This window comes from Agrobacterium sp. 22-209-1 (assembly GCF_053522485.1).
Genome location: NZ_JBNWCH010000002.1, coordinates 500,982 through 526,451, shown reverse-complemented (window position 1 = coordinate 526,451; position 25,470 = coordinate 500,982). Strand labels below are relative to the sequence as shown.

The window sequence follows — 25,470 nt, the reverse complement described above, 5'->3', positions numbered from 1 at the left end:
GGCGCACAATGCTGCATCAATAGGGATCAGATTATGACGGCAACTATTGACAGACAGTAACCGCCGCCTGCCAAAGGCATCATAAAACCGGATCAATAATCGTCGTTTTTTTCCGGCGGCACAAGGCCTTCGATACCGGCCAGCAGTTCTTCTTCCGACATCTGGTCGAAAGTGACGGTTTCCGGCTGGTCGTCGTCTTCGCCCTCGGCAGCGGAGGCGGCGAGCGTGACCGGATCGGGCTCGGGCTCGTCCACTTCCACGTGCTTCTGCAGTGAGTGGATCAGGTCTTCCTTCAGATCGTCGGGAGACAGTGTCTCGTCAGCGATTTCGCGCAGCGCCACAACCGGGTTCTTGTCGTTGTCGCGGTCAACCGTGATGGAAGACCCTTGAGAAATCTGGCGCGCACGATGGCTGGCGAGAAGCACCAGCTCGAAACGGTTGTCTACTTTATCAATGCAATCTTCAACTGTGACGCGGGCCATTGCCTGTCCTTTGCGGGTCGTAATGTCGTGGATCAGAGCGCCGTGCGATGTTCGGGGTGCACAAGGGGTACTCTAACCTATTGAATCTGCGCTTCGTGCCTTGCGAAAAACATTCAAGATTTCTCGCGACGACGCTTTCCAGCCTCCGATACAGCCATTGGCCGCGGAATTCAAGTTTTTCCTGTCTTTGGCGTCTTTTGGCACCATATCGCCCATGTTTGGCGTCTGATGAGCAAAATGTCTAGAAGAATTGTCTTGGAATAAGGGGGAAGGTAGCTTACTTAAAACGCAACGGCGACACGCAAAGCGCGTTGATACGACATGTTTTTTTGCGTCATCGACCGGATATAAAAGCCAGATAATGGCCTTTCCAAGAAAAGGAATGGGATGGAATGTTCGATCCACGGGAGAAAATTGCGCTCTTCATAGACGGGGCCAATCTTTATGCAGCATCGAAAAGCCTGGGATTCGATATCGACTACCGCAAGCTCCTGAAGGCGTTTCAAAAGCGCGGATACCTGCTGCGTGCCTATTATTATACGGCGCTCATCGAGGATCAGGAATATTCCTCGATCCGCCCGCTGATCGACTGGCTGGATTATAACGGCTACAAGGTCGTGACAAAGCCGGCGAAGGAATTCACCGACGCACTCGGCCGCCGCAAGATCAAGGGCAACATGGACATCGAACTGGCAGTCGATGCCATGGAACAGTCCGAGACGGTCGATCACCTGGTGCTCTTCTCCGGCGACGGCGATTTCACCACTCTGGTGGATGCGCTGCAGCGCAAGGGCCGCAAGGTTTCGGTGGTTTCCACCATGGCCACGCAGCCTGCGATGATCGCCGACGACTTGCGCCGACAGGCCGATCACTTCATCGATCTGATGACGCTGAAGGCCGAGATCGGGCGCGACCCGAACGAGCGCCCCGCCCGGCACGCAGAGGGTCCGGAGACGGTTTGACCCTGGTTTAGACACCGCAGACTTTTAAAGGCGTCCGTTGAAAAACGGGCGCCTTTTTTGTTTTGCGCTGATCGCCCAAGGTAAAATTCCTTTTAAACTTAACAAACATCAAATCCGGTCAGTCGAAATTATATCTTGGTTAATTTTAGACGTGTCTAAATCACGCAAAGACACCAGTTACGTGATTTGGGGTGTCAAAGCAGGATGACTAGACATGCACGGCCAAGCAAAAACCGACCGACAACTTGATGAACGACTGAATTTTCTGGGGCTTGGCCACGGTGAGCGGCAAAATCTTTCAGACATGAAGGGCGTCATTACCGGCTCCCTCGATGCGTCCCTCGATCGCTTTTACGCCAAGGCGCGCTCGGTGCCGGAGACGGCGAAGTTCTTCTCCAGCGAGGCCCATATCCAGCACGCCAAGGGCATGCAGCTCAAGCACTGGGAGAGGATAGCCTCCGGTACATTCAATGCGGATTATACCGATGCCGTAACCGCCATCGGCCGCACCCATGCAAGACTGGGGCTGGAGCCGAGATGGTACATCGGCGGTTACGCGCTGATGCTGGATGGCATCGTCAAGGCGGTGATCGAGTCCGAATTGAAGGGCCTTTTCATGGAGAAGAAGGCCAAAAAGGTGAAGGACGCCTTGTCGGCCACCATCAAGGCCGCCCTTCTCGACATGGATTATTCGATCTCCGTCTATCTCGACGTGCTGGCCGCCGAGCGGCAGAAGGTGGAAGCCGAACAGGCGCAGATGAAGAGGGAGCAGGATCACGTTCTCGAACTGCTCAACAATGCCCTCAACAAGCTGGCAAACGGCGACCTCACTTCCAGCATCGGCGAAAAGACCGCACCCCAGTTCGAGGGGCTGATCGCCAACTTCAACGCCGCGGTCGGCAATCTCTCCGGCGCCTTTGCGCAGATCGTCGAGGAAGCAAACAAGATTTCCAGCAATACCCGTGAACTGACTTCCGCGACCGACGACATGGCCCGCCGCACGGAGCAGCAGGCCGCCGCCCTTGAGGAAACCGCCGCTGCCGTCGAGGAAATCACCACCATTTCCAAATTGTCGGCGCAGCGTTCCGAAGAGGCCAAGGCCATCGTTGAAAGCTCGGCCGTTGAAGCCGCGCGCTCGCGCGATGTGGTGACGGAAGCGGTGAAGGCGATGGGCGCCATCGAGGAATCGTCGCAAAAGATCACCCAGATCATTTCCGTCATCGACGAGATTTCGTTCCAGACCAATCTTCTAGCGCTGAATGCCGGCGTGGAGGCTGCACGCGCCGGTGAGGCCGGCAAGGGCTTCGCCGTTGTCGCCCAGGAGGTGCGCGAACTCGCACAACGCTCCGCCAACGCCGCCAAGGAAATCAAGACGCTGATCGCCAAATCTTCCGACGATGTGATGCAGGGCGTTTCGCTGGTCAACAAGACGGGCGAATCCTTGAATACGATCGGCAACAAGGTCGATCATATTCAGGAACATATCGTCTCGCTGACAAAGGCGGCGCAGGAGCAGTCCGTCGGCATTCAGGAAATCAACGCCGCCATCAACAGCATGGACAACCTGACCCAGAAGAATGCGGCCATGGTGGAAGAGACGAATGCGGCGACGCATAATCTGAGCGATGTCAGCGCCAATCTGGCGGCGCTTGTCAGCCGGTTCAGCGTTTCTGCAACGCGGGCGCATGTGGAGCGGACGTATCGGGCTGCTTGAGACATGACCGGAGTGATCTTTACTCCGTCACCCCGGAGCTGATCCGGGGGCCAGCGTGATCAAGTCCTTGATCGCCAGAGACTCTTTCACGGCACAGAAGCGCCGTGGCTGGATGCCGGATCTAGCCCGGCATGACGGGGGTACATGTCGCGAAAGGCGGCAAATCCCCTGCCCGGCCAAACCGGTTCAGGCGTTGCCGCCCTTCAGCAACCGCGACTTCTGCCGGTTCCAGTCGCGTTCCTTTTCGGTCTCGCGCTTGTCGTGCAGCTTCTTGCCCTTGGCGAGCGCCAGTTCCAGCTTGGCGCGACCCTTGTCGTTGAAATAGACCTTCAACGGTACCAGCGTCATGCCTTCACGGTTGATGCCGGCGCGCAGACGGTTGATCTCGCGCTTGCTCAAAAGCAGCTTGCGGCGGCGGCGCGGCTCGTGGTTGAAGCGGTTGGCCTGCAGATATTCCGGCAGGTGGGAATTGATGAGCCAGATTTCATCGCCCTCGTCCGAAGCGTAGGATTCGGCGATATTCGCCTTGCCTTCGCGCAGCGACTTGACCTCGGTGCCGGTCAGCACCAGCCCTGCCTCATAGGTATCGATGATTTCATAGTTGAAACGAGCCTTGCGGTTTTCCGCAACGATCTTGTTCACCACGCGCTGGCTGCCTTTGGGGGCCATGATATTTCAATCCCTTGTTTTTCTTATTGCGCCTTCGGCTTACCGCCGAGAGCGGTTTTCGAACCTCTATTTAATGTTGTCGTCGCGAAAAGAAAAGGCGCGCCGAACGGCTTCTGTCGCGAAGCGGTTCATGGCGCGCCTTAAACGCTTTCGGGCCTGCCTCAGTTCATCAGGCCGGCATGCTTCAGCGCCGCATCGATGGCCGCTTCCGTTGCCGGTTCCAGCGTGCTCATCAAGGGCGAGCGGACCCGGCGATTGCCGCCGCGCGTCTTCGACAGCGCATATTTGGTGCCGCAGACGCCGGGCTCCATGAAGATCGCCTTGTGCAGCGGCATCAGGCGATCCTGATATTCCAGCGCCTTGGCATAATCGCCGGCGAGCATTGCCGCCTGGAATTCCGAACAGAGGCGCGGCGCGACATTGGCGGAGACCGAAATGCAACCAACGCCGCCATGGGCGTTGAAGCCGAGCGCCGTGCCATCCTCGCCCGAAAGCTGGATGAAGTCCTTGCCGCAGGAAATGCGCTGCTCGGAAACGCGGTCGATCTTGCCGGTCGCGTCCTTGACGCCAATGATATTCTTATGCGCCTTGACCAGCGCACCCATGGTTTCCGGCGACATGTCGACCACCGAGCGCGGCGGGATATTGTAGATGACGATCGGCAGTTTCACCGCTTCGGCGACAGCGGAAAAATGCGCGAACAGGCCCTTTTGCGTCGGCTTGTTATAATAGGGTGTGACGACCAGCAGCGCGTCCGCACCGGCCTCCTGCGCGTGCAGCGCAAGCTCGATTGCTTCATCGGTATTGTTGGAGCCAGCACCCGCAATGACCGGAACCCGTTTCGCCGCCACCTCGATGCACAGCTCGACGACCCGTTTGTGTTCGTCGTGGGAGAGGGTTGGAGATTCCCCTGTCGTGCCCACGGGCACAAGTCCGCTGCTGCCTTCGGCGATCTGCCATTCCACATGGGCGGCAAATGCCTGTTCGTCCACGGCGCCATTGTCCGTGAACGGGGTAATGAGGGCGGGAATTGATCCCTTGAACATGCAAAGCTCCTGGCGCCGAGCCGGTTCATGCTTCGGCCGCATTCGATGGTTAAAACCGGCACACATTAGAGCCAGCCCTTGACGCCGACAAGCGCAAAGGCACCGTATTTTGTCCGAAATTGTCGGAAGTGTGACAGTCTCCGGACCATGACCGGCAAGTGCAAAAAGCCGGCGCCGAAAAGAGACATCGCTCGCGGGCCGGTGAATAAAAGTTGATTGAATTGCGGGGCGGTTATTAAGATTTCATTAAGGCTGAAATCTCAAGATTCCGGTGTGGGACATCAGACCGTTTTCGGCAATCCTGCTGCAATGAAGCGATATTACAGGAAAATCGGCAACTCCTTTACACAATGAAGAACGGCATGAAAAAGACAGTCTGGGGATTGATGGCGGCGGGTCTTGCCGCAACCGTTTGGAACGCACTGGCCGGGCCGCCGCCGGAAGGTGCGGTGCCGCTTCCCTATGTCAAGCCGAATGCGCCTGCTGTTCCGGCCTTCATGCCGGCCTCGCCCGAGATCACCGGCGCCATACCGCGCCTTACCCGCCCCGATGATACCAGCCAGCTGAAGGCCGGCCTCGACGCGCTGTCCAGCCGCGATGCGGCCAGGGCAATCGCGCTGCGCAACACCATGCCGAGCGGCAGCCTCGACCGGCATATTCTCTCCTGGGCGATTGCCGTCTCCGGCCAGAAGGACGTGCCATCAGCCGAGATTGCCACTGCCCAGCGCGAACTGGCTGGCTGGCCCGGTGCCGCCACCCTGCGGGCCAATTCCGAAAAGGCGCTTTACCGGGAAGATCCGCCGGCCGCGCAGGTGCTTTCAGCCTTCGGTAGCAGCCGGCCGGAAACCGCGGAAGGCGCAGTCGTGCTTGCCAAGGCGCTCGCCTCCTCCGGTAAAACAGACGAATCGCAGCGCCTCATTCGCCAGCTCTGGGTCAGCGAAGGCATGGACAAGGACATGGAAGACCGTGTGCTTGCCGAGTTTCCCACCTATCTGACGCCGGCCGATCACAAGGCGCGCATGGATTATCTGATGTATCGCAGCCGCATCGGCCAGGCGAAACGTTTCGGCGATCTCGGCAAGGCGCAGTCGCTTTATAATGCCTGGGTGGCGGTGCTACAGCGATCCGCCAATGCCACGGCGTTGCTGGGCAAGGTCGACGCCTCCTGGCGCAACGATCCGACCTATCTCTTCGCGCGCATCGAGAACCTACGCAACCAGCAGAAATATCCGGAAGCCGCCGTGCTTCTGCGGCAGGCGCCGAAGGAAACGGCCAGGCTCGTCAACCCCGGCGAATGGTGGAACGAACGCCGTATCGTCGCCCGCGGCCTTGCCGATCTGGGTGATTTTGCCGAAGCCTATCGCATCGTCGCCAATCATTCGGCCACTTCAGCCGTCGATATTGCCGATGCAGAATTCCATGCCGGCTGGTATGCGCTGAGGGCGCTGCGCGATCCGGCGGCAGCCTCTCGCCATTTCAATACGTTGTTGCAGACGTCGAACCGGCCGCTTTCGGCCTCGCGCGCCTATTATTGGCTCGGACGGGCGGCGGAAGCGGGCGGACCGGGGAATGCCCGTGACTATTTCGAAAAAGCCGCCGCGCATCCCGGCACGTTTTACGGCCAGCTCGCCGCCGCGCGGATAGGTACGAAGACACTGAACGTCACCTATCCAAGCCCCAGCAGCGGCGACCGCGAACGTTTCGCCGGCCGCGAAGCCGTGCGCGCCATCGACCGGCTGGAAGCGGCGGGTTACGGCTGGCGGGCCGACAGCCTTTACCGGTCGCTGGCGGAACAGATCGACAGTCCCGGCGAACTTGCCATTCTTGCAGCTCGGGCGGAAGGCAACGGCAACCATCAGGTTTCGCTACAGATCGGCAAGACCGCCTTCAGCCGCGGCATCGATGCGGCCGCACTCGCCTATCCGCTCGGCGTCATTCCCGCCAGCGCCAATATTGCCGGCTCCGGCAAGGCGCTTGCCTATGCCATCGCCCGGCAGGAAAGCGCCTTCAACCCGGCCGCCGTCTCCGCCGCCAATGCACGCGGCCTCTTGCAACTGCTGCCCGGAACAGCCAAAGGCGTGGCTGGACGCCATGGCCTGCCCTACATCCAGGCGCGACTGACCACCGACGCGGGTTATAACGCTACGCTCGGCGCGCATTATCTCGGCGAGCAGATCGACAGTTTCGGCGGCTCCTATATCCTCACCTTCATCGCCTATAATGCCGGGCCCAAGCGCGTGCCGGAATGGATCGCCCGCTATGGCGACCCGCGCGGCAAGCCAATCGACGAGGTGATTGACTGGATCGAGCGCATCCCCTTCCCCGAAACCCGCAATTACGTGCAGCGGGTGATGGAGAATTATCAGGTCTACAAGACGAGGCTCGGGCAACAGGCCGATATCGTTGACGACCTGCGCCATGGGCGGGCGGGATAGAAACCCGCTCATCGGTTGATCGCTGTCAAACTATCGAAGCACCGGCAGGCCCGGTGCTTTTTTGTTTAATGGACTGACCGCACTCAAACAAAAAACCCCGGCATTTCTGCCGGGGTTTCCATCACTGACAATGTCAGATCAGATTAGAACGAACGCTGAAGGCGAACGAAACCGGTCCATTCTTCCGGTGCGTTGTCGGTGTCGGTGTAATTGGCAGTAACTTTCGCGGCCAGACCCTGTGTGATCTGGTAATCAACGGTAACACCTGCAGTCCAAGCATCATCGTTCGACCAGTCGTTAACAACGTAGTACGTCGTACCAGCAGCACCGCCAACAATGGGGGCGCCAGCGGCAGCGAATGCAGCAGAAGAGCCCTTCGCAGCAACATTACCAGAATATTGGAATGCAGGCGTAATCGTCAGTTTTTCAGTTGCCTTGATTGCGTATTCAGCAGCAACTGCCCACTCGGATTCAGCGTAGTAAGCGTTTACGCCAGAAGCCCAAACACCAGCAAGACCAAGCGTGCCGGGGCCGATGTCAGCCGTAGCGATGAGGCGGAGAGCGCCTTCTTCCTGGTCTACGTCGTAGCCACCGATGAACTGCAGCGATGCAGCGCCGAGCTTCGCACCGATACCAGCGGAGATACCGACGTTGTTGTCAGCTTCCAGAGCGCGAGCGGCCGTACCAGCAGCGTTGATCGTTACGAACTTCGAGCCAAGGCCTTCGAGTTCGTCAACCGAAACGCCAGCCCAGAAGGAACCTGCGTCGTAGGTGTAACGAATGGAGTTGAAGTTGGTGTTCGTAGAGAGCGTGTCGGTTTCGCCAGAGAGATCGTCATCCCACCAGTTGTAGAACTTACCGACCTTCAGGCCGCCGAGTTCGATGAAAGCCTGGTCAACATTGACGCCACGGCTGGAGTCCTGATCGGCATCGCCACGCAGGCCGATGAAGCCGCGCAGAGCGCCAAGTTCGGTGTCGGTGCGGGTGTCAACTTCGAACTGAGCGCGCGTGAACGAATCCCAGTCAGAGGTGCCGGACTTGTCGCGACCGAAGTCGGTCTGGAAACGAATGTAGCCCTGGAACTTCAGGCAGGTTTCGGTGCCGGGGATGTAGAAGAAGCCGGTGCCGAATGCGTCGCAAACGCGAACGTATTCCATGGGCTCAGGCTCAGCAGCGACGATAGCGTCAGCGGCCTGTGCGCCGGATACTGCTGCGAGCGCCGCAGCGGAGCCGATGAGAAGGCTCTTGATGTTCATGGTTGACCTCCAGTCAAACGCTTAATCTTCTAAGCAGCGGGTGGGAAGCACTTCAAAGATGCGTGCCGCTTATGGAGATGATTAGAGCCAAAACCTCCCGCACAGGCAATCGCAATCGTGACAAAAGGAAGACAGTAAGGTGTCCTTAGTTTTTCATTGTTGCGAAATAGCTACAATTCTAACAGACGGGACCCCGTTCGTTAAAAAATCATTAATAAATATTCATTTTCAGCCACTTAAGCGAAAACCAAAAAAGTCGAAAGACTAGGAACGCACCTAGTTGCCGAAAACTCAGCATTTTCGCGCCACGAAAGATTGTCCAAAAGGCGACTGTACGGACGGAGAGGAACTCTTTGGGCCGAGGTGAATCGGGATGAAACATCATTTTCTGCTTTCTGCGCCCTGATGTTCGGCAACCGGCCGACTCAGCCCTCCCCGTGGGAATGCGGCTCGTTTTTGCCCGAGAAACTCCAGCATGCACCGCAAACAGAGAGGGAATAGCACATCTATGGGCCGGCCCCGATATGCTCCACCCGATTCGCCATTCCTTGAAAAAAGAAAAACCCCGGCATTTCTGCCGGGGTTTCCATCACTGACAATGTCAGATCAGATTAGAACGCGCGCTGCAGGCGGACGAAACCGGTCCACTGCTCGTTGCCGTTGTCCGGGTCGTAGTAGTTAACTGCAACCTTGGTGGTCAGGCCCTGGGTGATCTTGTAATCGACGGTTACGCCAGCCTTCCAAGCATCATCGTTCGACCAGTCGTTAACGATGTAGTAGCTGGTTGTGGACGTACCGCCGGTAACAGGCACACCTGCTGCGGTGAACGCTGCACCAGTGCCCTTACCGGCAATGTTGCCAGAGTACTGGAAGCCGGGGGTGATCGTCAGGCGATCAGTTGCCTTGATTGCGTATTCAGCAGCAACTGCCCACTCGGATTCAGCGTAGTAAGCGTTTACGCCAGAAGCCCAAACACCAGCAAGACCAAGCGTGCCGGGGCCGATGTCAGCCGTAGCGATGAGGCGGAGAGCGCCTTCTTCCTGGTCTACGTCGTAGCCACCGATGAACTGCAGCGATGCAGCGCCGAGCTTCGCACCGATACCAGCGGAGATACCGACGTTGTTGTCAGCTTCCAGAGCGCGAGCGGCCGTACCAGCAGCGTTGATCGTCACGAACTTCGAGCCAAGGCCTTCGAGTTCGTCAACCGAAACGCCAGCCCAGAAGGAACCTGCGTCGTAGGTGTAACGAATGGAGTTGAAGTTGGTGTTCGTGGAGAGCGCGTCGGTTTCGCCAGAGAGACCGTCATCCCACCAGTTGTAGAACTTACCGACCTTCAGGCCGCCGAGTTCGATGAAAGCCTGGTCAACGTTGACGCCACGGCTGGAGTCCTGGTCGGCATCGCCACGCAGGCCGATGAAGCCGCGCAGAGCGCCGAGTTCGGTGTCGGTGCGGGTGTCAACTTCGAACTGAGCGCGCGTGAACGAATCCCAGTCAGAGGTGCCGGACTTGTCACGACCGAAGTCGGTCTGGAAACGAATGTAGCCCTGGAACTTCAGGCAGGTTTCGGTGCCGGGGATGTAGAAGAAGCCGGTGCCGAATGCGTCGCAAACGCGAACGTATTCCATGGGCTCAGGCTCAGCAGCGACGATAGCGTCAGCGGCCTGTGCGCCGGATACTGCTGCGAGAGCCGCAGCGGAGCCGATGAGAAGGCTCTTGATGTTCATGGTTGACCTCCAGTCAAAGTTTTTAAGTGGGTCTGGGTACTTTCGCTGAAGGACAGCATTCCCTGCCCCATTCCCGTGTTCTTAGAAGCCAAACGATCCACCGCCTCGCTTCTGGTGGTGAAAATACAAAAGGTTTCGCCGCATGCAATCGCCAACATCCGATAAATAGCATTTACGTATATGCTTCATTTCGATTTGTTGCGGAAACAACACACCATGCGCAGCCACCCCGCAGGCGGGTTTACCATGCGTTAAGAAATTGCTTGAAAATCCGTTAGTTAGTTAGATTAACGAGATATTTACAAACTGCCGGCTTTTTCGGAGAAACCTTGCCTCGTCGGGCAAGAGAGGTGGAAACCGTCGCATCCTTACACCCCTGCATCTAACACACCCTCACGGCGCGCGTGGAGAGACTAGGGAAAAGCCAAGCCGTTTGACACCGTTTCCCCACGCAACGATTCGAGGGACCGACGTCGTATCGATCGCGTCTATTCGCTCGGGATATCTGATGTGATGAGGCGGCGTCGCATTCGACAATTGGCTTTTATGATCGGCAGCAGCCGATTTGTTGCGCGCGCCAATTCGAAACGGACGGAAGAACAGGTGACAAGCGGCGACAGTCGACAAAGCGCTCCGGCAGCAGTCTTGAAGTGAAGGAGCGGGCGGGCTGGAATTTCCGGTCTTGCGCCGAAATGGCGGAGAGGATGGGATTCGAACCCACGATACGCTTTTGACGTATACTCCCTTAGCAGGGGAGCGCCTTCGACCACTCGGCCACCTCTCCGGTGCGGCCTGATTATTGCGTAAAAAAAATGATTGCAAGGCTTTTTCGCCAAGAAGCACAAAAACCTGTTGGCTGAACATCCTCCTGCGAAACTTTGCGGGCCTTTCGGGAACTTCTTGCACGCCGGCACGTTCTGGCTTCGGTAACAAAAGAGGTGTTCTAATGGCTCAGACCAAACTGAATGTTGTCGAAGACACGATCGAAAACCAGATTGCGGAGCTGCGTTCGCAGATCGCATCCCTCTCCAAATCCGTCTCGGCCCGCGCGGAAGGCGTGGGCGAAGATGCATCCGAATTTCTGGATGAGGCGCGCGGGCGCGTTCGCAAGGCGGCCCACAATGTGCGCGCCCAGGGCCAGCATGTCGTCGAAGCGGTCAAGGAGAACCCCGGCACGGCAACCTCCCTGCTGACGATCGTTGGCGCACTCGGTTTTGCAATCGGTTATGCGGTCGGCACAAGCACGCAGCAGAATTCGTCGAACGGAAGCCTTTATCGCTGGCGCTGATGGCCGCACGGGCTTAAAATTCAGGCAAGGCGGGTCAATCCCGCCTTGCCTTTTCGTATTGATTTGAAATGGGATGAATGGGGGCGAATATGCGGTTCAGCGACGATCTTGAAACGGCTTTGTCGGATTTTGCGAGGGATCACGGCATCGACAGGGATGAAGCCATCCAGCGCATCGTTCGCGCCGCCCTTATCAATGGCGGTTATCTCGCCTCCGGCGAAGAAGGCATTCCGCCGGAAAAGCTGAACGCCAGCAACGACGACTGAATCAATATCCCGACCGCGATGGCGCAGGTGCTGCCCCGCCCTTGTAACGGGCCGATAGCGCACGCAGGGTGCTGGCGAATTCCGTTACATCGGCGCCGACGGCCACGAAGGAAGCGCCGAGTTCGAGATAACGGCGATTGTAGGTTTCGTTGAAGGTGAGAATGCCGGCGGCCTTGCCCGCCTTGACGATCTTGACAATGGCCGCCTCGATCACCGTCTGCACCTCCGGCTCGTCTATCCTGCCGAGATAACCCATATCCGCCGCCAGATCCGCCGGGCCGATGAAGACGCCGTCCACGCCTTCCACCGCAAGAATATTGTCGAGATCGTCGATCGCCGCACGCGTTTCGGCCTGCACCAGCAGGCAGACGCCGTCCGAGGCGCTGTCGGCGTAGTCGGTTATCGTGTTGAAGGCGGAAGCGCGGGCGACGGCAGCCCCCATGCCGCGAATGCCGCGCGGCGGATAATGCATGGCACTGACCAGATCTTTCGCCTGATCGGCCGAATCGACCATAGGCACGAGAAGCGTGCGCGCACCCGCGTCCAGAAGCTGCTTTATCATCCAGCTTTCGCCGACCGGCACGCGCACCACCGGCTCGGCGGGCGATGTGGCAAGCGCGCGAAGCTGATCGATGATGCTGCGCAGATCGTTCGGCCCGTGTTCTCCGTCAATCACCAGCCAGTCAAAACCCGCAGTGCCGGCGATTTCCGCCGTGATGGCCTCGCCCATATCGAGCCAGAGGCCAATCTGCGGCTTGCCGGCATGGATGGCGGTTTTGAAATGGTTTTCGGGAGCGGGCATGATGTCCTCAGGAAAGCAGTAATTTCAGATCGGCGGAAGCATCCGCCAGGATGGCGCGATCCGGCTCCGCGCCGGTATCGAGCAGTTTCTTGCCCGCGACATAGGCCTTGGCGTCGTTGACGGCATCCACCGCCACGAATCGGCCATCGCGGAAATACCAGACGGACCAGCTGCCCTCGCGCGCGCCTTGCCTCAGCATCGTCTCGTCGTAACCAAGATTAAAGCCGGCGATCTGCAGTTTGGCGTCATATTGATCCGACCAGAACCATGGCTTGGGATCATAGGCGGTTGCAGCCCCGGTGAGCACGGCAGCGGCCGCCTCAGCCTGATCGACTGCGTTCTGTACCGATTCGAGACGCACATGCTGACCGCGCCAAGGCAGCAGCGCGCAATCGCCCACCGCATGAATGGCGCTGTCGGAGGTGCGGGTATGGTCGTCCACCACGATGCCATTGCCGACGTCGAGGCCCGATTCGCGAGCGAGGCGGTCATTCGGTGTTACGCCGATGCCGACAATCACGAAGTCCACATCCAGCGTCGAGCCGTCGGAGAGTTCGGCAGCGGCCACCCGGCCATCCATGCCGACAAGGCGCACAAGGCCGGTCTTTTCGCGAATGGAAACGCCGTGAGCGTGGTGGATGCCGCGCATGATATCGGCGGTTTCTTTCGCCGCCACGCGCTGGAGAATACGGTCGGCCATTTCGATCAAGGTCACTTCGAGGCCGAGCTTGCGGGCGACGGCCGCTGCTTCGAGGCCGATATAACCGCCGCCGATCACCAGCAGCCTGCGGCCCGGCTTCATCTCCTCCATCAGACGGTCGGCATCGCGCTTGTCGCGAACGGTCAGGACGCCTTCCAGATCGCCGCCAATGCTGGCGGGCAGCAGCCGGGGAGCCGCCCCGGTCGCCAGCACCAGCCGGTCATAGGAAAGCGTGCTGCCGTCCTGCATGCGCAGGGATTTGGCTGAGCGGTCTATCTCCTCGACCCAGGTGGAAAGCCGGATATCGACATTGTTTTCGGCGTACCATTCCTCCGGCCGGAACATCAGCCGGTCGAAGCTCATCTCGCCGAGGAGGTATTTTTTGGAGAGCGGCGGCCGCTGGTAGGGATAGGCATCCTCGGAACCGACGATGGTGATGGGGCGCTCATCCTTCAGCGCCCGAAGCTTCGACGCCAGCGCGAAAGCGGCCTGCCCCGCCCCGACGATTACCAGCCTTCCCGTCACAGTCCACTCCCAGAAGAATCACGAAGCGCCGGTCCTGCCGGGCCTCGCGAAGCGATATTGCAAGGCTCAGGCGTAACGCCAAGTACGGCCCCAGTCAACACCAGCCCCGTGCAAGCGTGACGCAGTATAAGCACAGGCTGCAACCGGATGGGGCCGAACGCATTTCCATAGCGGAAACATCGGCTTCCGAAGGGAAGATTGGTCGAGATCGAGACACAGAACAGACAATTGCGCGGATTTCCTTCATGCCCTGGCAAGGAAGCGGCGTTAAAATCGGCATCAAAAGAGGCAATCCGGGAGGTTGTCATGGCTTTGCATATGGATCCCCGTCAGAACGTCCCCCAGGACGAGATGTACGAGAAATTTCAGATCGACCGGCCCGGCAAGATCACCTTCATCGGGCATCATCTCAGCGCCAAGGACACCATGCGCTGCCTGGTGCGGACCATTTCCCTTTACGGCGCGGAACTGGATGTCAGTCCCGACCTGGAAATGCCGGCCAATTTTTATCTGGAAATTCTCGGTATCCGCGATGAGATCGGCTGCACGCTGATCCGGCGCGAAGAGGAAAAAGTGACGATCGGCTTCAATATGCTGATCGATGCGGAGTTCCTGCACCATGTGCGACGCCTGAGCTTCGAGACCAACGCGTGACCCCGGCACGATAGGCCGATGGCTTTTCCGCCCCCTCACCGGGACGTAAAATTCTGTTCCAAAACAGTCATGCCGCAACCGGCTGCGCCTTGCGTCCGGTTTTTTTGGACCTATTGTGAGCCGGGTTTTAAACACAGATACCGGAAACTCTGAAGCCAATGTCCGCTTTTTCACGCCTTACCCCCCTCGCCGTCTCGCTACCCTCCACCGTTCCCTTCGTTGGCCCGGAGGCCATCGAGCGGAACCGCGGCTTGAAGGTTGAAGCGCGTATCGGCGCAAACGAAAGCGGCTTCGGCCCTGCTCCTTCCGTGCTTGTGGCCATGCGCGATGCGGCAGCAGAGACATGGATGTACAGCGATCCGGAAAATTTCGAGCTGAAGGAAGCGCTCGCCATCCACCATGGCGTCTCGCGCGGCAATATTGCCATCGGCGGCGGCGTCGATGGATTGCTGGGAGAAATCGCCAGGCTGATCGTCGAGCCGGGCACGCCTGTCGTCACCTCTTTCGGCGGTTACCCCACCTTCAATTACCATGTGAACGGTTTTGGCGGGAAACTCATAACCACGCCCTATGTCGACGATCACGAAGATCTTGACGGGCTGCTCGATCTCGTCATCCGGGAAAATGCGCCACTCGTTTATTTCGCCAACCCTGATAATCCGATGGGAAGCTGGTGGGAAGCGAGCGAAGTCGTCGCCTTCGCCCGCGCATTGCCGGAAACCTGCCTGCTCATTCTGGATGAAGCCTATTGCGAAACCGCGCCGGCCAGCGCCGTGCCGGCCATCGACGCGCTGATCGGCCAGCCGAACATCCTGCGCATGCGCACCTTCTCGAAAGCCTATGGGCTGGCCGGCGCGCGCGTGGGTTATGCCATCGGCACGCTCGGCAATGTCGAAGCCTTCGACAAGATCCGCAACCATTTCGGCATGGCACGCATTTCGATCGCCGGCGCTTTGGCGGCACTGAAAGATCAAGCCTATCTGCATGAAGTCGTTGGTAAAATTTCTGACGCCCGTGAGCGCATTTCGGCAATTGCCCGAGATAACGGCCTATCACCGCTCCCCTCCGCCACCAATTTCGTCACCATCGATTGCCATCGCGACGGCGCTTATGCCCGCGCCATCGTCGATGGGCTGATGGAACATGGCGTCTTCATCCGCATGCCGGGCGTTGCGCCGCTCAACCGCTGCATTCGCGTGAGCGTGGGGCCGGGTGACAAGCTCGATCTTTTCGAGCAAGCGCTGCCGAAGGTTCTCAAGACGATCGGGTAAACTCCCCCCACTCTCGTTTCTGTGGCTGTTACAGGAATGAGGTTGGAGAATGCGCCGCATTGCACGCATCGAACCAACAACCTCCCGCAAGCTCCTGCCCGCGAATCATTTTCCGGCAACGGACATCGCCAAACATAAGAAAACCGCGCCGGCCTTGTTCCTGCCGGTCGCGGTTTGATGTGTCAGCGCAAAAGCCTGTTTTCAAAGCCCTCGCCGCGTTCCCCTTCGGGTTTACTTTCCTTTGCGCCGGTCATCGGGACTGGAGGGAACCGGACCGGAAATCTCAATGATGGCGTGGGTCAATCAGTGCATCGTCATCCAGTCGCGGGCAGCGCGCAGCGCTTCGGCCAGTTCCGATTTCGTCATGTTGCGGGCGAGATCGGCGCGCAGCGAAGCGGCTCTTTCCGATCCGCGGATCGCGGCGATGTTGAGCCATTTATGGGCTGCGATCAGGTCCACCTTGCAGCCCCGGCCGGTCGCATAGACCAGGCCGAGATTGCAAAGAGTGTCGGCGCGGGTTTCGCCACCGGCAGCCATTTCGATATCGCGGATTTCAAAGCGTGCCATCGTTTTTATCCCTGTCGTTCAGAGCTTTCCGCTTTTCGTCAAAAAGCGAAGCGCTCTGTCTCTTTGTTTTTTTTTCGCATTTCCCGACGCAAAAACGCTTCGCACTTTTGCTGGAATGCTCTCGCCTGTTTCATCATTGCCTTCTTGCCGAGGCTATCGTCCGGACCCGCCGTCTTTTGCGGCTTTTTTGCCCTTCCGTCCGGCAGGTTTTCCCTGCGCTTTTGATGAGTTCACTATGCCACCGGGCCTTCAACGGTCGCTTAAAAGGCATGATTAATGGGCCGCAAACAAACTGCAAACGATTGGTAAAATTGGGTTTTCGTTAAATATCACGAGGTGCGGAAATTAAGGACTTTGCGGCGAATTTTACGAAAAGTTTAGAATTGGATTTAAACCCTTCGTTCACCACGATCCAAACACCGATTTTCTGTTTTCCTCTTTTCTTCGCTTTCAAACGTCGCAAATGCCGTGCAATGGACGCAAATTTCTATTTCCTTTTACGTTAACGTCAAATACTATCCGCCTGCCCGTGCGGAGGATGAACGGGCAAAGACCAGCGCGACGTGAACGGAGGAGTTTCCATGAAGCGTGTGATGATGATGACCGCTGCCCTGCTGATGGGCAGCAACCTTGCCTTTGCCGCAGAAGCCATTGAGGGCAACTGGAAGACGGCCAGCGGCGAAACCGCCGTGATCGGCCCCTGCGGCGGCGCTTTCTGCGTGACGCTGAAGACCGGCAAGCATGCCGGAAAACAGATTGGCAAGCTTTCCGGCAAGGGAAACAGCTATTCCGGCGAGATCACCGATCCTGCCAATGACAAGACCTATAGCGGCTCCGGCACCGTTTCCGGCAACTCGCTGAGCATGAAGGGTTGCGTATTGAAGGTTCTGTGCAAATCGCAGACCTGGACGCGGCTGTAATCGACAAGGCGGCGGGTGGGCTTTCTGTCCTGCCGCTTGCGACTCTACGGCTGACGGTGCGGTGCGCCGCCCAAGGACTTCGCCCGAACCTGCGGGCGCAGGCCGCATGGAAGCCATATATCCGTTGATGTATTGTTGCGCCCGACACCAACGAGAGCGACGCATGCGCCCCATCCTTTCGACAATCCTGATCGCAGGCACTTCGCATGTCGGCAAAAGCACCCTTGCGGGCCTGTTGAGCGATAGGCTGCGTTGCGAGGCAATATCGACCGACAGTCTCGCCCGCCATCCGGGAAGGCCATGGCCGCGCGTTCCGGTGCCCGTGGAGGAATATTACTCGCAGCTCTCGGCGGAAACGATCCACTGGTTTCTCAAGATACATCATCAGAACATATGGCCATCGATCCGCACGATGATCGACAGCAGGTCAGGCACCGGCACGCCCGCAATCTTCGAGGGCGCGGCCCTGCGGCCGGAATTGATTTCGCCCCTGCTCGGCGACGAGGTCGCCGGTGTCTTTCTCCATGCCGGCAATGATTTTCTTCTCGAGAGAATGCGCTCTCACGCCCGCTATCAAGATGCAGCGGCTGAGAAGCGGCGGATCATCGACGCCTTCATCGAGCGTTCGTTGCGGGAAAACACGGACATGCTGGCATCCGCGCAGGAGCACCGTGTGCCGGTTGTCAATGTGACCCAGCCTCGGGCATTCGAGACCCTGCTGACCGATCTTGCGGCGCGTGCGGAAGCCCCTCTGCCCTGATCGAAAAGCGGGTTCTCCAGCGCCACTGTGGCATCAATCCACCATGTCACCACCCGTTAACATCCCTGAACACCATATGAACCGGGACCTCAGGGTCCGTTCAGTCCGAGTGTGGCAAAACTCTGTCCATCAACTCCAATAAAGGGGAATGGGCATGACAAAGCTGATCAGCCGACTGGCAATCTTCGCGTTTCTCATGGCGATCTTCGCCATGTCCTTCGCCTCGCTCGTCGTTAATCCCAACCGCAGTTTCCAGCGGGTGAATGCCGGTGCGGCAATTGCCTGCCAGCACAGCCCGGCGCCCGCCGCCAATTGCCCCGTCGTACTGTAAGAAGGGATTTGATGATGACGACAAGCTTCTCCAACGGCCTGTTTTCCGCCCTGCGGCTGATGCTGATGGCCTCGATCTTTCTCGGCCCGGTGGCCGGACTTGCGGTTTACAAGGCCGATCCCCGCCCGGCCTCGAAGGGCGCCGGATTCGTACTCCTGATGAGCCTGCAGCGCGGCGCGCTCGGCTGAAATTTCTGCCGCCCCACAGTTATTCGAACTGCATTTTCGCGTTTCTTTTCAGCTTCTTCGTATTTCTGTCGCTTGCCTGTCGAAATTGGCCTCTTATAATGGGCCATGACAATAGCAAAACGAACGATTCCGCCCCTCACCTTCATCAGCCCCGAGCCTTTCGCGCCGCAGACATTCACGGATCCGAAAGAAGCCGTGGCGGCTTTGACCGCGCTTTATGAACGCAATACCGCGTTCCTCATCAAATCCTTTACCGAACTCGCCAAGGGTGCGCCGATTACCGGCCGTTACCGCGCCTGCTACCCGCAGGTCAGCCTTGAGACCGCAACCTTCGGCCATGTCGATTCGCGTCTCTCCTACGGCCATGTCACCGCCCCCGGCGTCTATACGACGACGATCACCCGCCCTGAGCTTTTCCGCCACTACCTGAAAGAGCAGCTGGGGCTTCTGATCAAGAACCACGGCGTTCCGGTAACGGTGTCGGAATCGGCCACACCCATTCCGCTGCATTTCGCCTTCGGCGAAGGCGCCTATGTCGAGGCGGCGGCGGCGTCTTCGCTCTCCGACGTGCCGCTGCGCGATCTTTTCGATACGCCCGATCTCAACAATACCGACGATCTCATCGCCAATGGCGAATATGATCAGGTGCCCGGCGAACCGGCGCCGCTTGCGCCCTTTACCGCACAGCGCATCGATTATTCGCTGGCCCGCCTCAGCCACTATACGGCGACGAGCGCCAGCCATTTCCAGAACTTCGTGCTGTTCACCAACTATCAGTTCTATATCGATGAATTCGCCGCCTGGGCGCGGAAATTGATGGCCGACGGCGGTGAAGGTTATACGGAATTCGTGGAGCCGGGCAATATCGTCACGCTTGCCGGTTCCGACAGGCCGACAACCGATATGACACTGGCGCGGCTGCCGCAAATGCCCGCCTATCACCTGAAGAAAAAGGGTCATGCCGGCATTACGCTCGTCAATATCGGCGTCGGCCCTTCCAACGCCAAGACGATCACCGACCACATCGCCGTGCTGCGCCCGCATGCCTGGCTGATGGTCGGCCATTGCGCCGGCCTGCGCAACAGCCAGCGGCTGGGAGACTATGTTCTGGCGCATGCCTATGTGCGCGAAGATCATGTTCTCGACGACGACCTGCCGGTCTGGGTGCCCATCCCGGCTCTCGCCGAAGTGCAACTGGCTCTGGAAGGCGCTGTGGCAGAAGTTACCGGCTACGAGGGCTTCGAGCTGAAGCGCATCATGCGCACCGGTACCGTCGCCACCATCGATAACCGCAACTGGGAGCTTCGCGATCAGGCCGGCCCCGTCAAGCGCCTGTCGCAGTCGCGCGCCATTGCGCTCGACATGGAATCGGCCACCATCGCCGCCAACGGTTTCCGCTTCCGCGTGCCCTACGGCACCCTGCTCTGCGTTTCCGACAAGCCGTTGCATGGCGAACTGAAACTGCCGGGCATGGCGACGGAGTTCTACCGCACGCAGGTCGCCCAGCATCTGCAGATCGGCATCCGCGCCGTGCAGAAGCTTGCGGCCATGCCAACGGAAACGCTGCATTCGCGCAAGCTCAGAAGTTTTTACGAGACGGCGTTCCAGTAAAAACAGCTGTCGCGAAAGCCTGCCTTGGTGTATGATTTCAAAAATCGATACACCAAGGATTTTTCCATGCGCACGAATATTGAGCTTGACGACGCCTTGCTCGCCGAGGCGATGGAAATCACCGGCCTTTCGACAAAAAAGGCAACGGTGGAAAAGGCGTTGCGCGATCTGGTGCGCATTCATCGTCAGATGCGTGCCCTCGACGCGTTGGAGGGCATGGGCTGGGAAGGTGATCTGGACGAGATGCGGACGGATTGGGATGCTGAGACGGACTGGGACGTGAAGAACACCAAATGATCGTAGCAGATAGCTCTGCCTGGATTTCATTTATTCGAAAAGACGCGCCTACCCTCTCCGCCAAGTTTCGCGCCTTAATGGCGCAGGGCGAAATTCTGATCGGCGACATCATTCTTCTTGAGGTGCTTAGAGGCGCGCGTGACGGTCATCATGCGCGCCGACTTGAGCAGATGCTGGGCGAATTTCCCTGCGTCGCGATGATGTCGCCCCAGCTCGCCATCAAGGCCGCCGCCAATTACCGCTTCCTGCGGGAGCGCGGCTATACGATCAGAAAAAGCAACGACCTCATTATCGGTACCTACTGTATCGAGCACGGGCACAAGCTGTTGCAAAATGACCGAGACTTTCAGCCGATGGCCGATCATCTCGGTCTGCGACTGGCGTGAGCCTCAAACCATCTTCACCATCCCCTCCACGCGGATGGGAAAATTCACCGAGCGCGCGATGAAGCATTTGTCATGCGCATCATGGTGCAGCTCATCCGCCCGGGCGGGATCACCCTTCGAGATGGTAATGACCGGTTTCAGCACCACTTCGCTGAACTGCCCGGCACCATCCTTTTCCATGACAAGCGTGCCTTCGGCATTGTCGACATAGTCTTCGACGATGATGCCGTTGACGGAGCAGAAATGCAGGTACCAGAGCTTGTGGCACGCCGAGAGCGAGGCGACGAGCAGGTCTTCCGGGTTCCAGCGGGAGGCGTCACCCCGGAAGGCGGGATCGGAGGAGCCGGCGATGTCAGCTTTTCCCGAAGTGGAAATCGTATAGTCGCGTTCATAGTCGCGATAGCCCGACGTTCCCTTGCCGCGATTGCCCGTCCATTTCACCTGAACGGCGTAATGATGTTCCTGTCCTGCCATGTTAGTCCTCCCTAAGAGTTTTTCGTCGCATTTTCCGGACGTAAAACCGCTACGCCCTTTTACTGGAAATGCTCCCTCGTATCGCGCAGGTGGTCGAGCCCCTTGCGCAGTGTTTCGATGATTTCATCCACTTCCGAGCGGCTGATGGTCAAGGCCGGTGAGGCCAGCATACGGTCGCCGGTGGCGCGCATGACCAAGCCGTTGGCCAGGCAATGGTTGCGCACCGCGGTTCCGATATCGTCCGGCTTGGCGAAACGCCGGCGCGTCGCCTTGTCGGCCGTTATCTGCAGGCCGCCCATCAGGCCGACATTCACCGCCTCGCCCACCAGTTCGTGATCCGTCAGGCTTTTCCAGCCTTCGGAGAAATAAGGGCCGATATCGTTTCGCACCCGCTCCACCAGCCCTTCATCCTCGATGATGCGGAGGTTTTCCAGGGCGGCGGCGGCGCAGACGGGATGGCCGGAATAGGTGAAACCGTGATTGAAGTCACCGACCTCGGAAAGCATCACCTCCGCCACCCGGTCGGAGACGATGACGCCACCGATCGGCAGATAACCTGATGATAGCCCCTTCGCGACAGGCGCGAGATCCGGTTCCACGCCAAAATGCTGGTAACCGAACCAGGAACCGAGACGGCCGAAACCGCAGATCACCTCGTCGGAGACGAGAAGAATGTTGCGCGCCTTGCAGATGCGGGCGATTTCCGGCCAGTAGGTTTCCGGCGGCACGATGACGCCGCCGGCGCCCTGAATGGGTTCGGCCACGAAAGCGGCGACATTGTCCTCGCCGAGTTCATCGATCTTCGCCTCCAGTTCGCGCGCCGCCTTCAGGCCGAATTCGGCCGGCGAAAGATCGCCGCCCTCGACATACCAATAGGGCTGACCGATATGGGCCACGCCCTCGATCGGCAGATCGCCTTGCTCGTGCATCCATTTCATGCCGCCGAGCGAAGCGCCTGCCACGGTCGAGCCGTGATAGCCGTTGCGTCTCGCGATTACCCTGGTCTTCGTCGGATGGCCGAGCGCCTTCCAGTAGATCCGCGCCATGCGGAACCAGGTGTCGGTGGCTTCCGAACCGGAATTGGTAAAGAACACATGGTTCATTTTCGGTCCGGCGCGCGAAGCGATCTTCTGCGCCAGAAGTGTGGCGGGCGGCGTGGTGGTGCCGAAAAACGCGTTGTAGTAGGGCAGTTCATTCATCTGCCGCTGTACGACATCGGCGATCTCGCGGCGTCCGTAACCGATATTCACGCACCAAAGGCCGGCAAAGGCGTCGAGATATTTTTTGCCGGTGCTGTCATAGATGAACACCCCTTCGGCGCGCTCGATGATGCGGGTGCCGGCGGCGTTGAGCTTGCCCATGTCGGAAAAGGGGTGGAGGTGATGGGCGGCATCGATGGCGGCGAGATTGGACATCGGCTTGGAGATTTCAGTCATGACAGATTGCACTCCCATAAAGGCAACGGCGCTCACGCCGTCACGCCCGCCGAACATGGCCGGGCGGCTTCGATTTGGCAAGGCTGGCGTTTTTTAGCGAGGCGGCTTGGACAAGCGGCGATCGCTCGATTCACAGTCGGCCGCGCTATGCGAAAAACGACCGCCCCACCAGAACCCTCAATTCGCCCGCATGAACTTTGAGAGCCACATCCCGTTCCATCGGCAACAATTCGCCATCGATCACGCATCGCACGTCGTGGCGTTTCTTCGGAAAATGAAGCTCCACATCAGTCGAGGTCATGGCCGTCACGGCGTCGTTCTCCTTGAGCTTGCCGCGCAAAATGTCAAAGGCGAGTTTTGCAACGCCCGAAGGGCGTAGCGGATCGGTGAGGTAAAAGCCGAGATGGCCGCCGGAAACATTGTCCGCCACCAGGAGCGAGTTCTGGCCGAACTCGTTGTTGGAGACGGAGATGGCCGAGACTTTACGGTACTGGGTTTCACCATTCACGGTATATTCCACCTCGAACACCGGCGGATTGAGGATAACGCTGATGGCGGCGCGGATGCTTGCCTTGATCTTGCCGAGACGGGAGGCAAAAGCGAGATTGTTGCGGTAGCGCACCATGCGCGAATGCAGGCCAGCCGAAAACTGGTGAACGAAGAGGCGGCCATTGGCGCTGGCGATATCCACACTGGCAACTTCGCCATGCGCCAACGTCTCCAGCACCTGGCGAATATCGAGCGGCAGCTTCAAAGAGCGGGCAAAGAGGTTCATGGTGCCGGCCGGCACGATACCGAGCGCGATGCCGTGTTTCCAGGCGATGGCCGCCGCTGCGGAAATCGTGCCGTCACCGCCGCCGGCGATGATGCCTTCAATGCCCGGCTCATCGGCGGCGCGCTCCATTTCCTCGACGATATCCTTTCCGGAGACCAGGCGGCACTCGATGGCGTGGCCGGCGCGGCTGAAAACCTCGCGGGCGTGGTCGCAATAGGCCTCCATGCCTGTGGTGCGAAACGTGCCACCGTCACGATTGAAAATTGCAATGAGCTTCATGTTTCCAACCCGATCCAACAAGGCAGCCGCGCGTAAATGCCTGACCTTATATAGGGTTCCGAACACCATCGCGTGAAGATGCTCTTTTGCCGAGAATCGCTCTACCGCAACGCATCATTTCATGTTAGGGATCACTTAAGGTCATTTTCATGACCGCGCATCTCCAGTCAGGGCAGACCGCTCCCATACGGTCTTGCCCTTTTTTCTGTGGGCCCTTCCCGCTTTTCAGGTCACGATGAGCCACTCGAATTTCTCTGAAGCCCGCCTTGGCGCGGAGAATGAAGCCGTTTACACGGCCGCCCCTGCCGTGGCCCTCTCCCCGCTTGCCATCGCGCTCATCGAACTGGCGCTTGCCGCCGGCGGCTTTGGCATCGGCACCGGCGAATTCGCCATCATGGGCCTGCTTCCCGACGTCGCCGCCACCTATGGCGTCACCGTTCCGCAGGCGGGTTATGTCATCACGGCCTATGCGCTCGGCGTCGTCATCGGCGCGCCGATCATCGCGGTTCTCGCCGCGCGCATGACGCGCCGCACCCTGCTTCTCGGCCTGATGGGGCTTTTTGCGGCCGGTAATATCTTGAGCGCCGTAGCACCGGATTTCCTGAGCTTCACCGTTCTGCGCTTCATCACCGGCCTGCCGCACGGCGCTTATTTCGGGGTTGCGGCATTGGTGGCGGCCTCCATGGCACCGATCCACAAGCGCGCCCGCGCCGTTGGCCGCGTCATGCTCGGTCTCACCATCGCCACCCTGCTCGGCACGCCGCTCGCCACTTTCTTCGGCCAGCTGCTTTCCTGGCGTGCGGCCCTCATGCTGGTCGGCGGCATCGCACTTCTGACGGTGGCGCTGCTCTGGTTCTTCCAGCCGCGTGATCGGGTGGAGGAAGGCGCCAGCGTCTGGCGCGAACTCGGCGCTTTCCGCCGTGTGCAGGTGTGGCTGACGCTCGCCATCGCCGCCGTCGGCTTCGGCGGCATGTTCTCGGTCTTCAGCTATATCGCCAAGACCACCACCGATGTGGCGATGATGCCGGTTTCCACCGTCTCCATGGTGCTGGCGCTGTTCGGCATCGGCATGAATGTCGGCAATGTGGTCGGCTCGCGGCTGGCCGATATTTCGCTTAACGGCACGATTGGCGGCATGCTTGCCTTCAACGTGCTTGTCATGACGGTGTTCGGCATGACAGCGGACAATCCTTTCATGCTCTGTCTCTGCGTCTTCCTGATCGGCTGCGGTTTCGCCGCCTGTCCCGCCGTGCAGACGCGGCTGATGGATGTGGCGCAGGATGCGCAGACGCTGGCCGCCGCCTCCAACCACTCCGCCTTCAACATCGCTAATGCGCTCGGCGCCTGGCTCGGCGGCCTCGTCATCGCCATGGGTTTCGGCTACGCCTCCACCGGTTATGTGGGCGCGGTTCTTTCCCTGCTCGGGCTTGGCGTTTTCCTTGTTTCGGTCACTGTCGAGCGGCGTGAAAAGGCGGCTTGAGATCGCCTTTTTAACAGCCGGCACCACCGCCTCCTGCCGCGGTACGGACCCTTGCGGAAATTTCACAATCAGGCGCTTGACTCTTTTCGGTTTCAGGCGCAACACGGCCTTACGCGCATGCCGATCAGGCACTGCGCGGATTTCAACGGAGCATCATTGGATGTCTAGCGAC

At 59.0% G+C, this 25,470-nt stretch carries 27 protein-coding genes and 1 tRNA gene; 16 read left to right on the top strand and 12 right to left on the bottom strand.

Annotated features, from left to right (window positions below):
- Positions 1-92: 92 nt before the first annotated feature.
- Positions 93-482 (bottom strand): DNA-directed RNA polymerase subunit omega, encoded by a 390-nt coding sequence (gene rpoZ, locus ACQZ48_RS06895; protein ID WP_077982613.1) that lies wholly within the window; start codon positions 480-482, stop codon positions 93-95.
- Positions 483-874: 392 nt separating this feature from the next.
- Here rpoZ and ACQZ48_RS06890 point away from each other — a divergent pair, with 392 nt between their 5' ends.
- Entirely contained in the window at positions 875-1,444 is a 570-nt protein-coding gene (locus ACQZ48_RS06890) for a LabA-like NYN domain-containing protein (RefSeq protein WP_004440903.1), read from the top strand.
- Between the two features lie 214 nt (positions 1,445-1,658).
- Entirely contained in the window at positions 1,659-3,158 is a 1,500-nt protein-coding gene (locus tag ACQZ48_RS06885; RefSeq protein ID WP_191217721.1) for a globin-coupled sensor protein, read from the top strand.
- A 186-nt stretch (positions 3,159-3,344) separates the two neighbouring features.
- Here ACQZ48_RS06885 and smpB read toward each other — a convergent pair whose 3' ends face one another.
- Together smpB and dapA are read right to left on the bottom strand one after the other, a co-directional pair.
- Positions 3,345-3,827 carry an SsrA-binding protein SmpB gene (gene smpB / locus ACQZ48_RS06880; RefSeq protein ID WP_142912493.1) on the bottom strand — a complete coding sequence of 161 codons (483 nt, stop codon included), beginning with the start codon at positions 3,825-3,827 and terminating at the stop codon, positions 3,345-3,347.
- Between the two features lie 161 nt (positions 3,828-3,988).
- A complete protein-coding gene (gene dapA / locus ACQZ48_RS06875) occupies positions 3,989-4,873 on the bottom strand; it encodes a 4-hydroxy-tetrahydrodipicolinate synthase (RefSeq protein ID WP_077982991.1) in 885 nt (294 codons plus the stop codon).
- A 362-nt stretch (positions 4,874-5,235) separates the two neighbouring features.
- On the opposite strand from dapA, the gene ACQZ48_RS06870 reads away from it, so the two are divergent.
- Positions 5,236-7,308 (top strand): lytic transglycosylase domain-containing protein, encoded by a 2,073-nt coding sequence (locus tag ACQZ48_RS06870; RefSeq protein WP_448728692.1) that lies wholly within the window; start codon positions 5,236-5,238, stop codon positions 7,306-7,308.
- A gap of 143 nt (positions 7,309-7,451) precedes the next feature.
- On the opposite strand, the gene ACQZ48_RS06865 is transcribed toward ACQZ48_RS06870, so the two are convergent.
- From ACQZ48_RS06865 to ACQZ48_RS06855, 3 genes are all read right to left on the bottom strand, one after another.
- Positions 7,452-8,564: a porin gene (locus tag ACQZ48_RS06865; RefSeq protein ID WP_142912492.1), complete on the bottom strand. Its 1,113-nt coding sequence runs from the start codon at positions 8,562-8,564 to the stop codon at positions 7,452-7,454.
- Positions 8,565-9,175: 611 nt separating this feature from the next.
- Entirely contained in the window at positions 9,176-10,288 is a 1,113-nt protein-coding gene (locus ACQZ48_RS06860) for a porin (RefSeq protein WP_448728691.1), read from the bottom strand.
- A 693-nt stretch (positions 10,289-10,981) separates the two neighbouring features.
- A tRNA-Ser gene (locus ACQZ48_RS06855) sits at positions 10,982-11,072 on the bottom strand.
- Positions 11,073-11,234: 162 nt separating this feature from the next.
- Between ACQZ48_RS06855 and ACQZ48_RS06850 the strand changes: the two genes are divergently transcribed.
- Both ACQZ48_RS06850 and ACQZ48_RS06845 read left to right on the top strand, forming a co-directional pair.
- Positions 11,235-11,576, top strand: a complete 342-nt coding sequence (locus ACQZ48_RS06850; protein WP_077982618.1) for a hypothetical protein — start codon at positions 11,235-11,237, stop codon at positions 11,574-11,576.
- 89 nt (positions 11,577-11,665) lie between these two features.
- The gene (locus ACQZ48_RS06845) at positions 11,666-11,842 is read left to right on the top strand and encodes a hypothetical protein (protein WP_162854288.1); all 177 of its coding nucleotides are present in this window, start codon (positions 11,666-11,668) and stop codon (positions 11,840-11,842) included.
- Position 11,843: 1 nt separating this feature from the next.
- On the opposite strand, the gene ACQZ48_RS06840 is transcribed toward ACQZ48_RS06845, so the two are convergent.
- Positions 11,844-12,644, bottom strand: coding sequence for an HpcH/HpaI aldolase family protein (locus ACQZ48_RS06840; RefSeq protein ID WP_191218656.1), 801 nt, complete (start codon positions 12,642-12,644; stop codon positions 11,844-11,846).
- Positions 12,645-12,651: 7 nt separating this feature from the next.
- Positions 12,652-13,869, bottom strand: coding sequence for an FAD-dependent oxidoreductase (locus ACQZ48_RS06835; RefSeq protein ID WP_191218657.1), 1,218 nt, complete (start codon positions 13,867-13,869; stop codon positions 12,652-12,654).
- Positions 13,870-14,175: 306 nt separating this feature from the next.
- On the opposite strand from ACQZ48_RS06835, the gene ACQZ48_RS06830 reads away from it, so the two are divergent.
- The 3 genes from ACQZ48_RS06830 to ACQZ48_RS06820 all read left to right on the top strand — a co-directional run bounded on the left by ACQZ48_RS06830 (position 14,176) and on the right by ACQZ48_RS06820 (position 15,972).
- The gene (locus ACQZ48_RS06830; protein ID WP_035240153.1) at positions 14,176-14,523 is read left to right on the top strand and encodes a hypothetical protein; all 348 of its coding nucleotides are present in this window, start codon (positions 14,176-14,178) and stop codon (positions 14,521-14,523) included.
- 158 nt (positions 14,524-14,681) lie between these two features.
- The gene (locus ACQZ48_RS06825; RefSeq protein ID WP_173988513.1) at positions 14,682-15,794 is read left to right on the top strand and encodes a pyridoxal phosphate-dependent aminotransferase; all 1,113 of its coding nucleotides are present in this window, start codon (positions 14,682-14,684) and stop codon (positions 15,792-15,794) included.
- Between the two features lie 49 nt (positions 15,795-15,843).
- The gene (locus tag ACQZ48_RS06820; protein ID WP_269824385.1) at positions 15,844-15,972 is read left to right on the top strand and encodes a hypothetical protein; all 129 of its coding nucleotides are present in this window, start codon (positions 15,844-15,846) and stop codon (positions 15,970-15,972) included.
- A gap of 125 nt (positions 15,973-16,097) precedes the next feature.
- On the opposite strand, the gene ACQZ48_RS06815 is transcribed toward ACQZ48_RS06820, so the two are convergent.
- Entirely contained in the window at positions 16,098-16,361 is a 264-nt protein-coding gene (locus tag ACQZ48_RS06815; RefSeq protein ID WP_003524109.1) for an SEL1-like repeat protein, read from the bottom strand.
- Between the two features lie 581 nt (positions 16,362-16,942).
- Between ACQZ48_RS06815 and ACQZ48_RS06810 the strand changes: the two genes are divergently transcribed.
- From ACQZ48_RS06810 to vapC, 7 genes are all read left to right on the top strand, one after another.
- Positions 16,943-17,281 (top strand): DUF2147 domain-containing protein, encoded by a 339-nt coding sequence (locus ACQZ48_RS06810; RefSeq protein WP_077982624.1) that lies wholly within the window; start codon positions 16,943-16,945, stop codon positions 17,279-17,281.
- Positions 17,282-17,444: 163 nt separating this feature from the next.
- Positions 17,445-18,041, top strand: a complete 597-nt coding sequence (locus ACQZ48_RS06805; protein ID WP_173988511.1) for a hypothetical protein — start codon at positions 17,445-17,447, stop codon at positions 18,039-18,041.
- Between the two features lie 148 nt (positions 18,042-18,189).
- Positions 18,190-18,372: a hypothetical protein gene (locus ACQZ48_RS06800; RefSeq protein WP_162520419.1), complete on the top strand. Its 183-nt coding sequence runs from the start codon at positions 18,190-18,192 to the stop codon at positions 18,370-18,372.
- Between the two features lie 11 nt (positions 18,373-18,383).
- Positions 18,384-18,560 carry a hypothetical protein gene (locus tag ACQZ48_RS06795; RefSeq protein WP_162520402.1) on the top strand — a complete coding sequence of 59 codons (177 nt, stop codon included), beginning with the start codon at positions 18,384-18,386 and terminating at the stop codon, positions 18,558-18,560.
- Positions 18,561-18,665: 105 nt separating this feature from the next.
- Positions 18,666-20,171: an AMP nucleosidase gene (amn, locus tag ACQZ48_RS06790; protein ID WP_191218658.1), complete on the top strand. Its 1,506-nt coding sequence runs from the start codon at positions 18,666-18,668 to the stop codon at positions 20,169-20,171.
- 66 nt (positions 20,172-20,237) lie between these two features.
- Positions 20,238-20,468, top strand: a complete 231-nt coding sequence (locus tag ACQZ48_RS06785; RefSeq protein WP_077982994.1) for a type II toxin-antitoxin system VapB family antitoxin — start codon at positions 20,238-20,240, stop codon at positions 20,466-20,468.
- Complete coding sequence (gene vapC / locus ACQZ48_RS06780) at positions 20,465-20,854, top strand: type II toxin-antitoxin system VapC family toxin (protein WP_003524104.1); 390 nt, start codon at positions 20,465-20,467, stop codon at positions 20,852-20,854. Before ACQZ48_RS06785 ends, vapC begins: the two co-directional genes overlap by 4 nt.
- A gap of 3 nt (positions 20,855-20,857) precedes the next feature.
- On the opposite strand, the gene ACQZ48_RS06775 is transcribed toward vapC, so the two are convergent.
- The 3 genes from ACQZ48_RS06775 to ACQZ48_RS06765 form a co-directional block, all read right to left on the bottom strand.
- Positions 20,858-21,328: an OsmC family protein gene (locus tag ACQZ48_RS06775; RefSeq protein ID WP_173988507.1), complete on the bottom strand. Its 471-nt coding sequence runs from the start codon at positions 21,326-21,328 to the stop codon at positions 20,858-20,860.
- A 59-nt stretch (positions 21,329-21,387) separates the two neighbouring features.
- Positions 21,388-22,764: an aspartate aminotransferase family protein gene (locus ACQZ48_RS06770; protein ID WP_191218659.1), complete on the bottom strand. Its 1,377-nt coding sequence runs from the start codon at positions 22,762-22,764 to the stop codon at positions 21,388-21,390.
- Between the two features lie 145 nt (positions 22,765-22,909).
- Positions 22,910-23,818: a diacylglycerol/lipid kinase family protein gene (locus ACQZ48_RS06765; RefSeq protein ID WP_142912472.1), complete on the bottom strand. Its 909-nt coding sequence runs from the start codon at positions 23,816-23,818 to the stop codon at positions 22,910-22,912.
- Positions 23,819-24,053: 235 nt separating this feature from the next.
- On the opposite strand from ACQZ48_RS06765, the gene ACQZ48_RS06760 reads away from it, so the two are divergent.
- A complete protein-coding gene (locus tag ACQZ48_RS06760) occupies positions 24,054-25,298 on the top strand; it encodes an MFS transporter (protein WP_448728690.1) in 1,245 nt (414 codons plus the stop codon).
- Positions 25,299-25,470 lie beyond the last annotated feature (172 nt).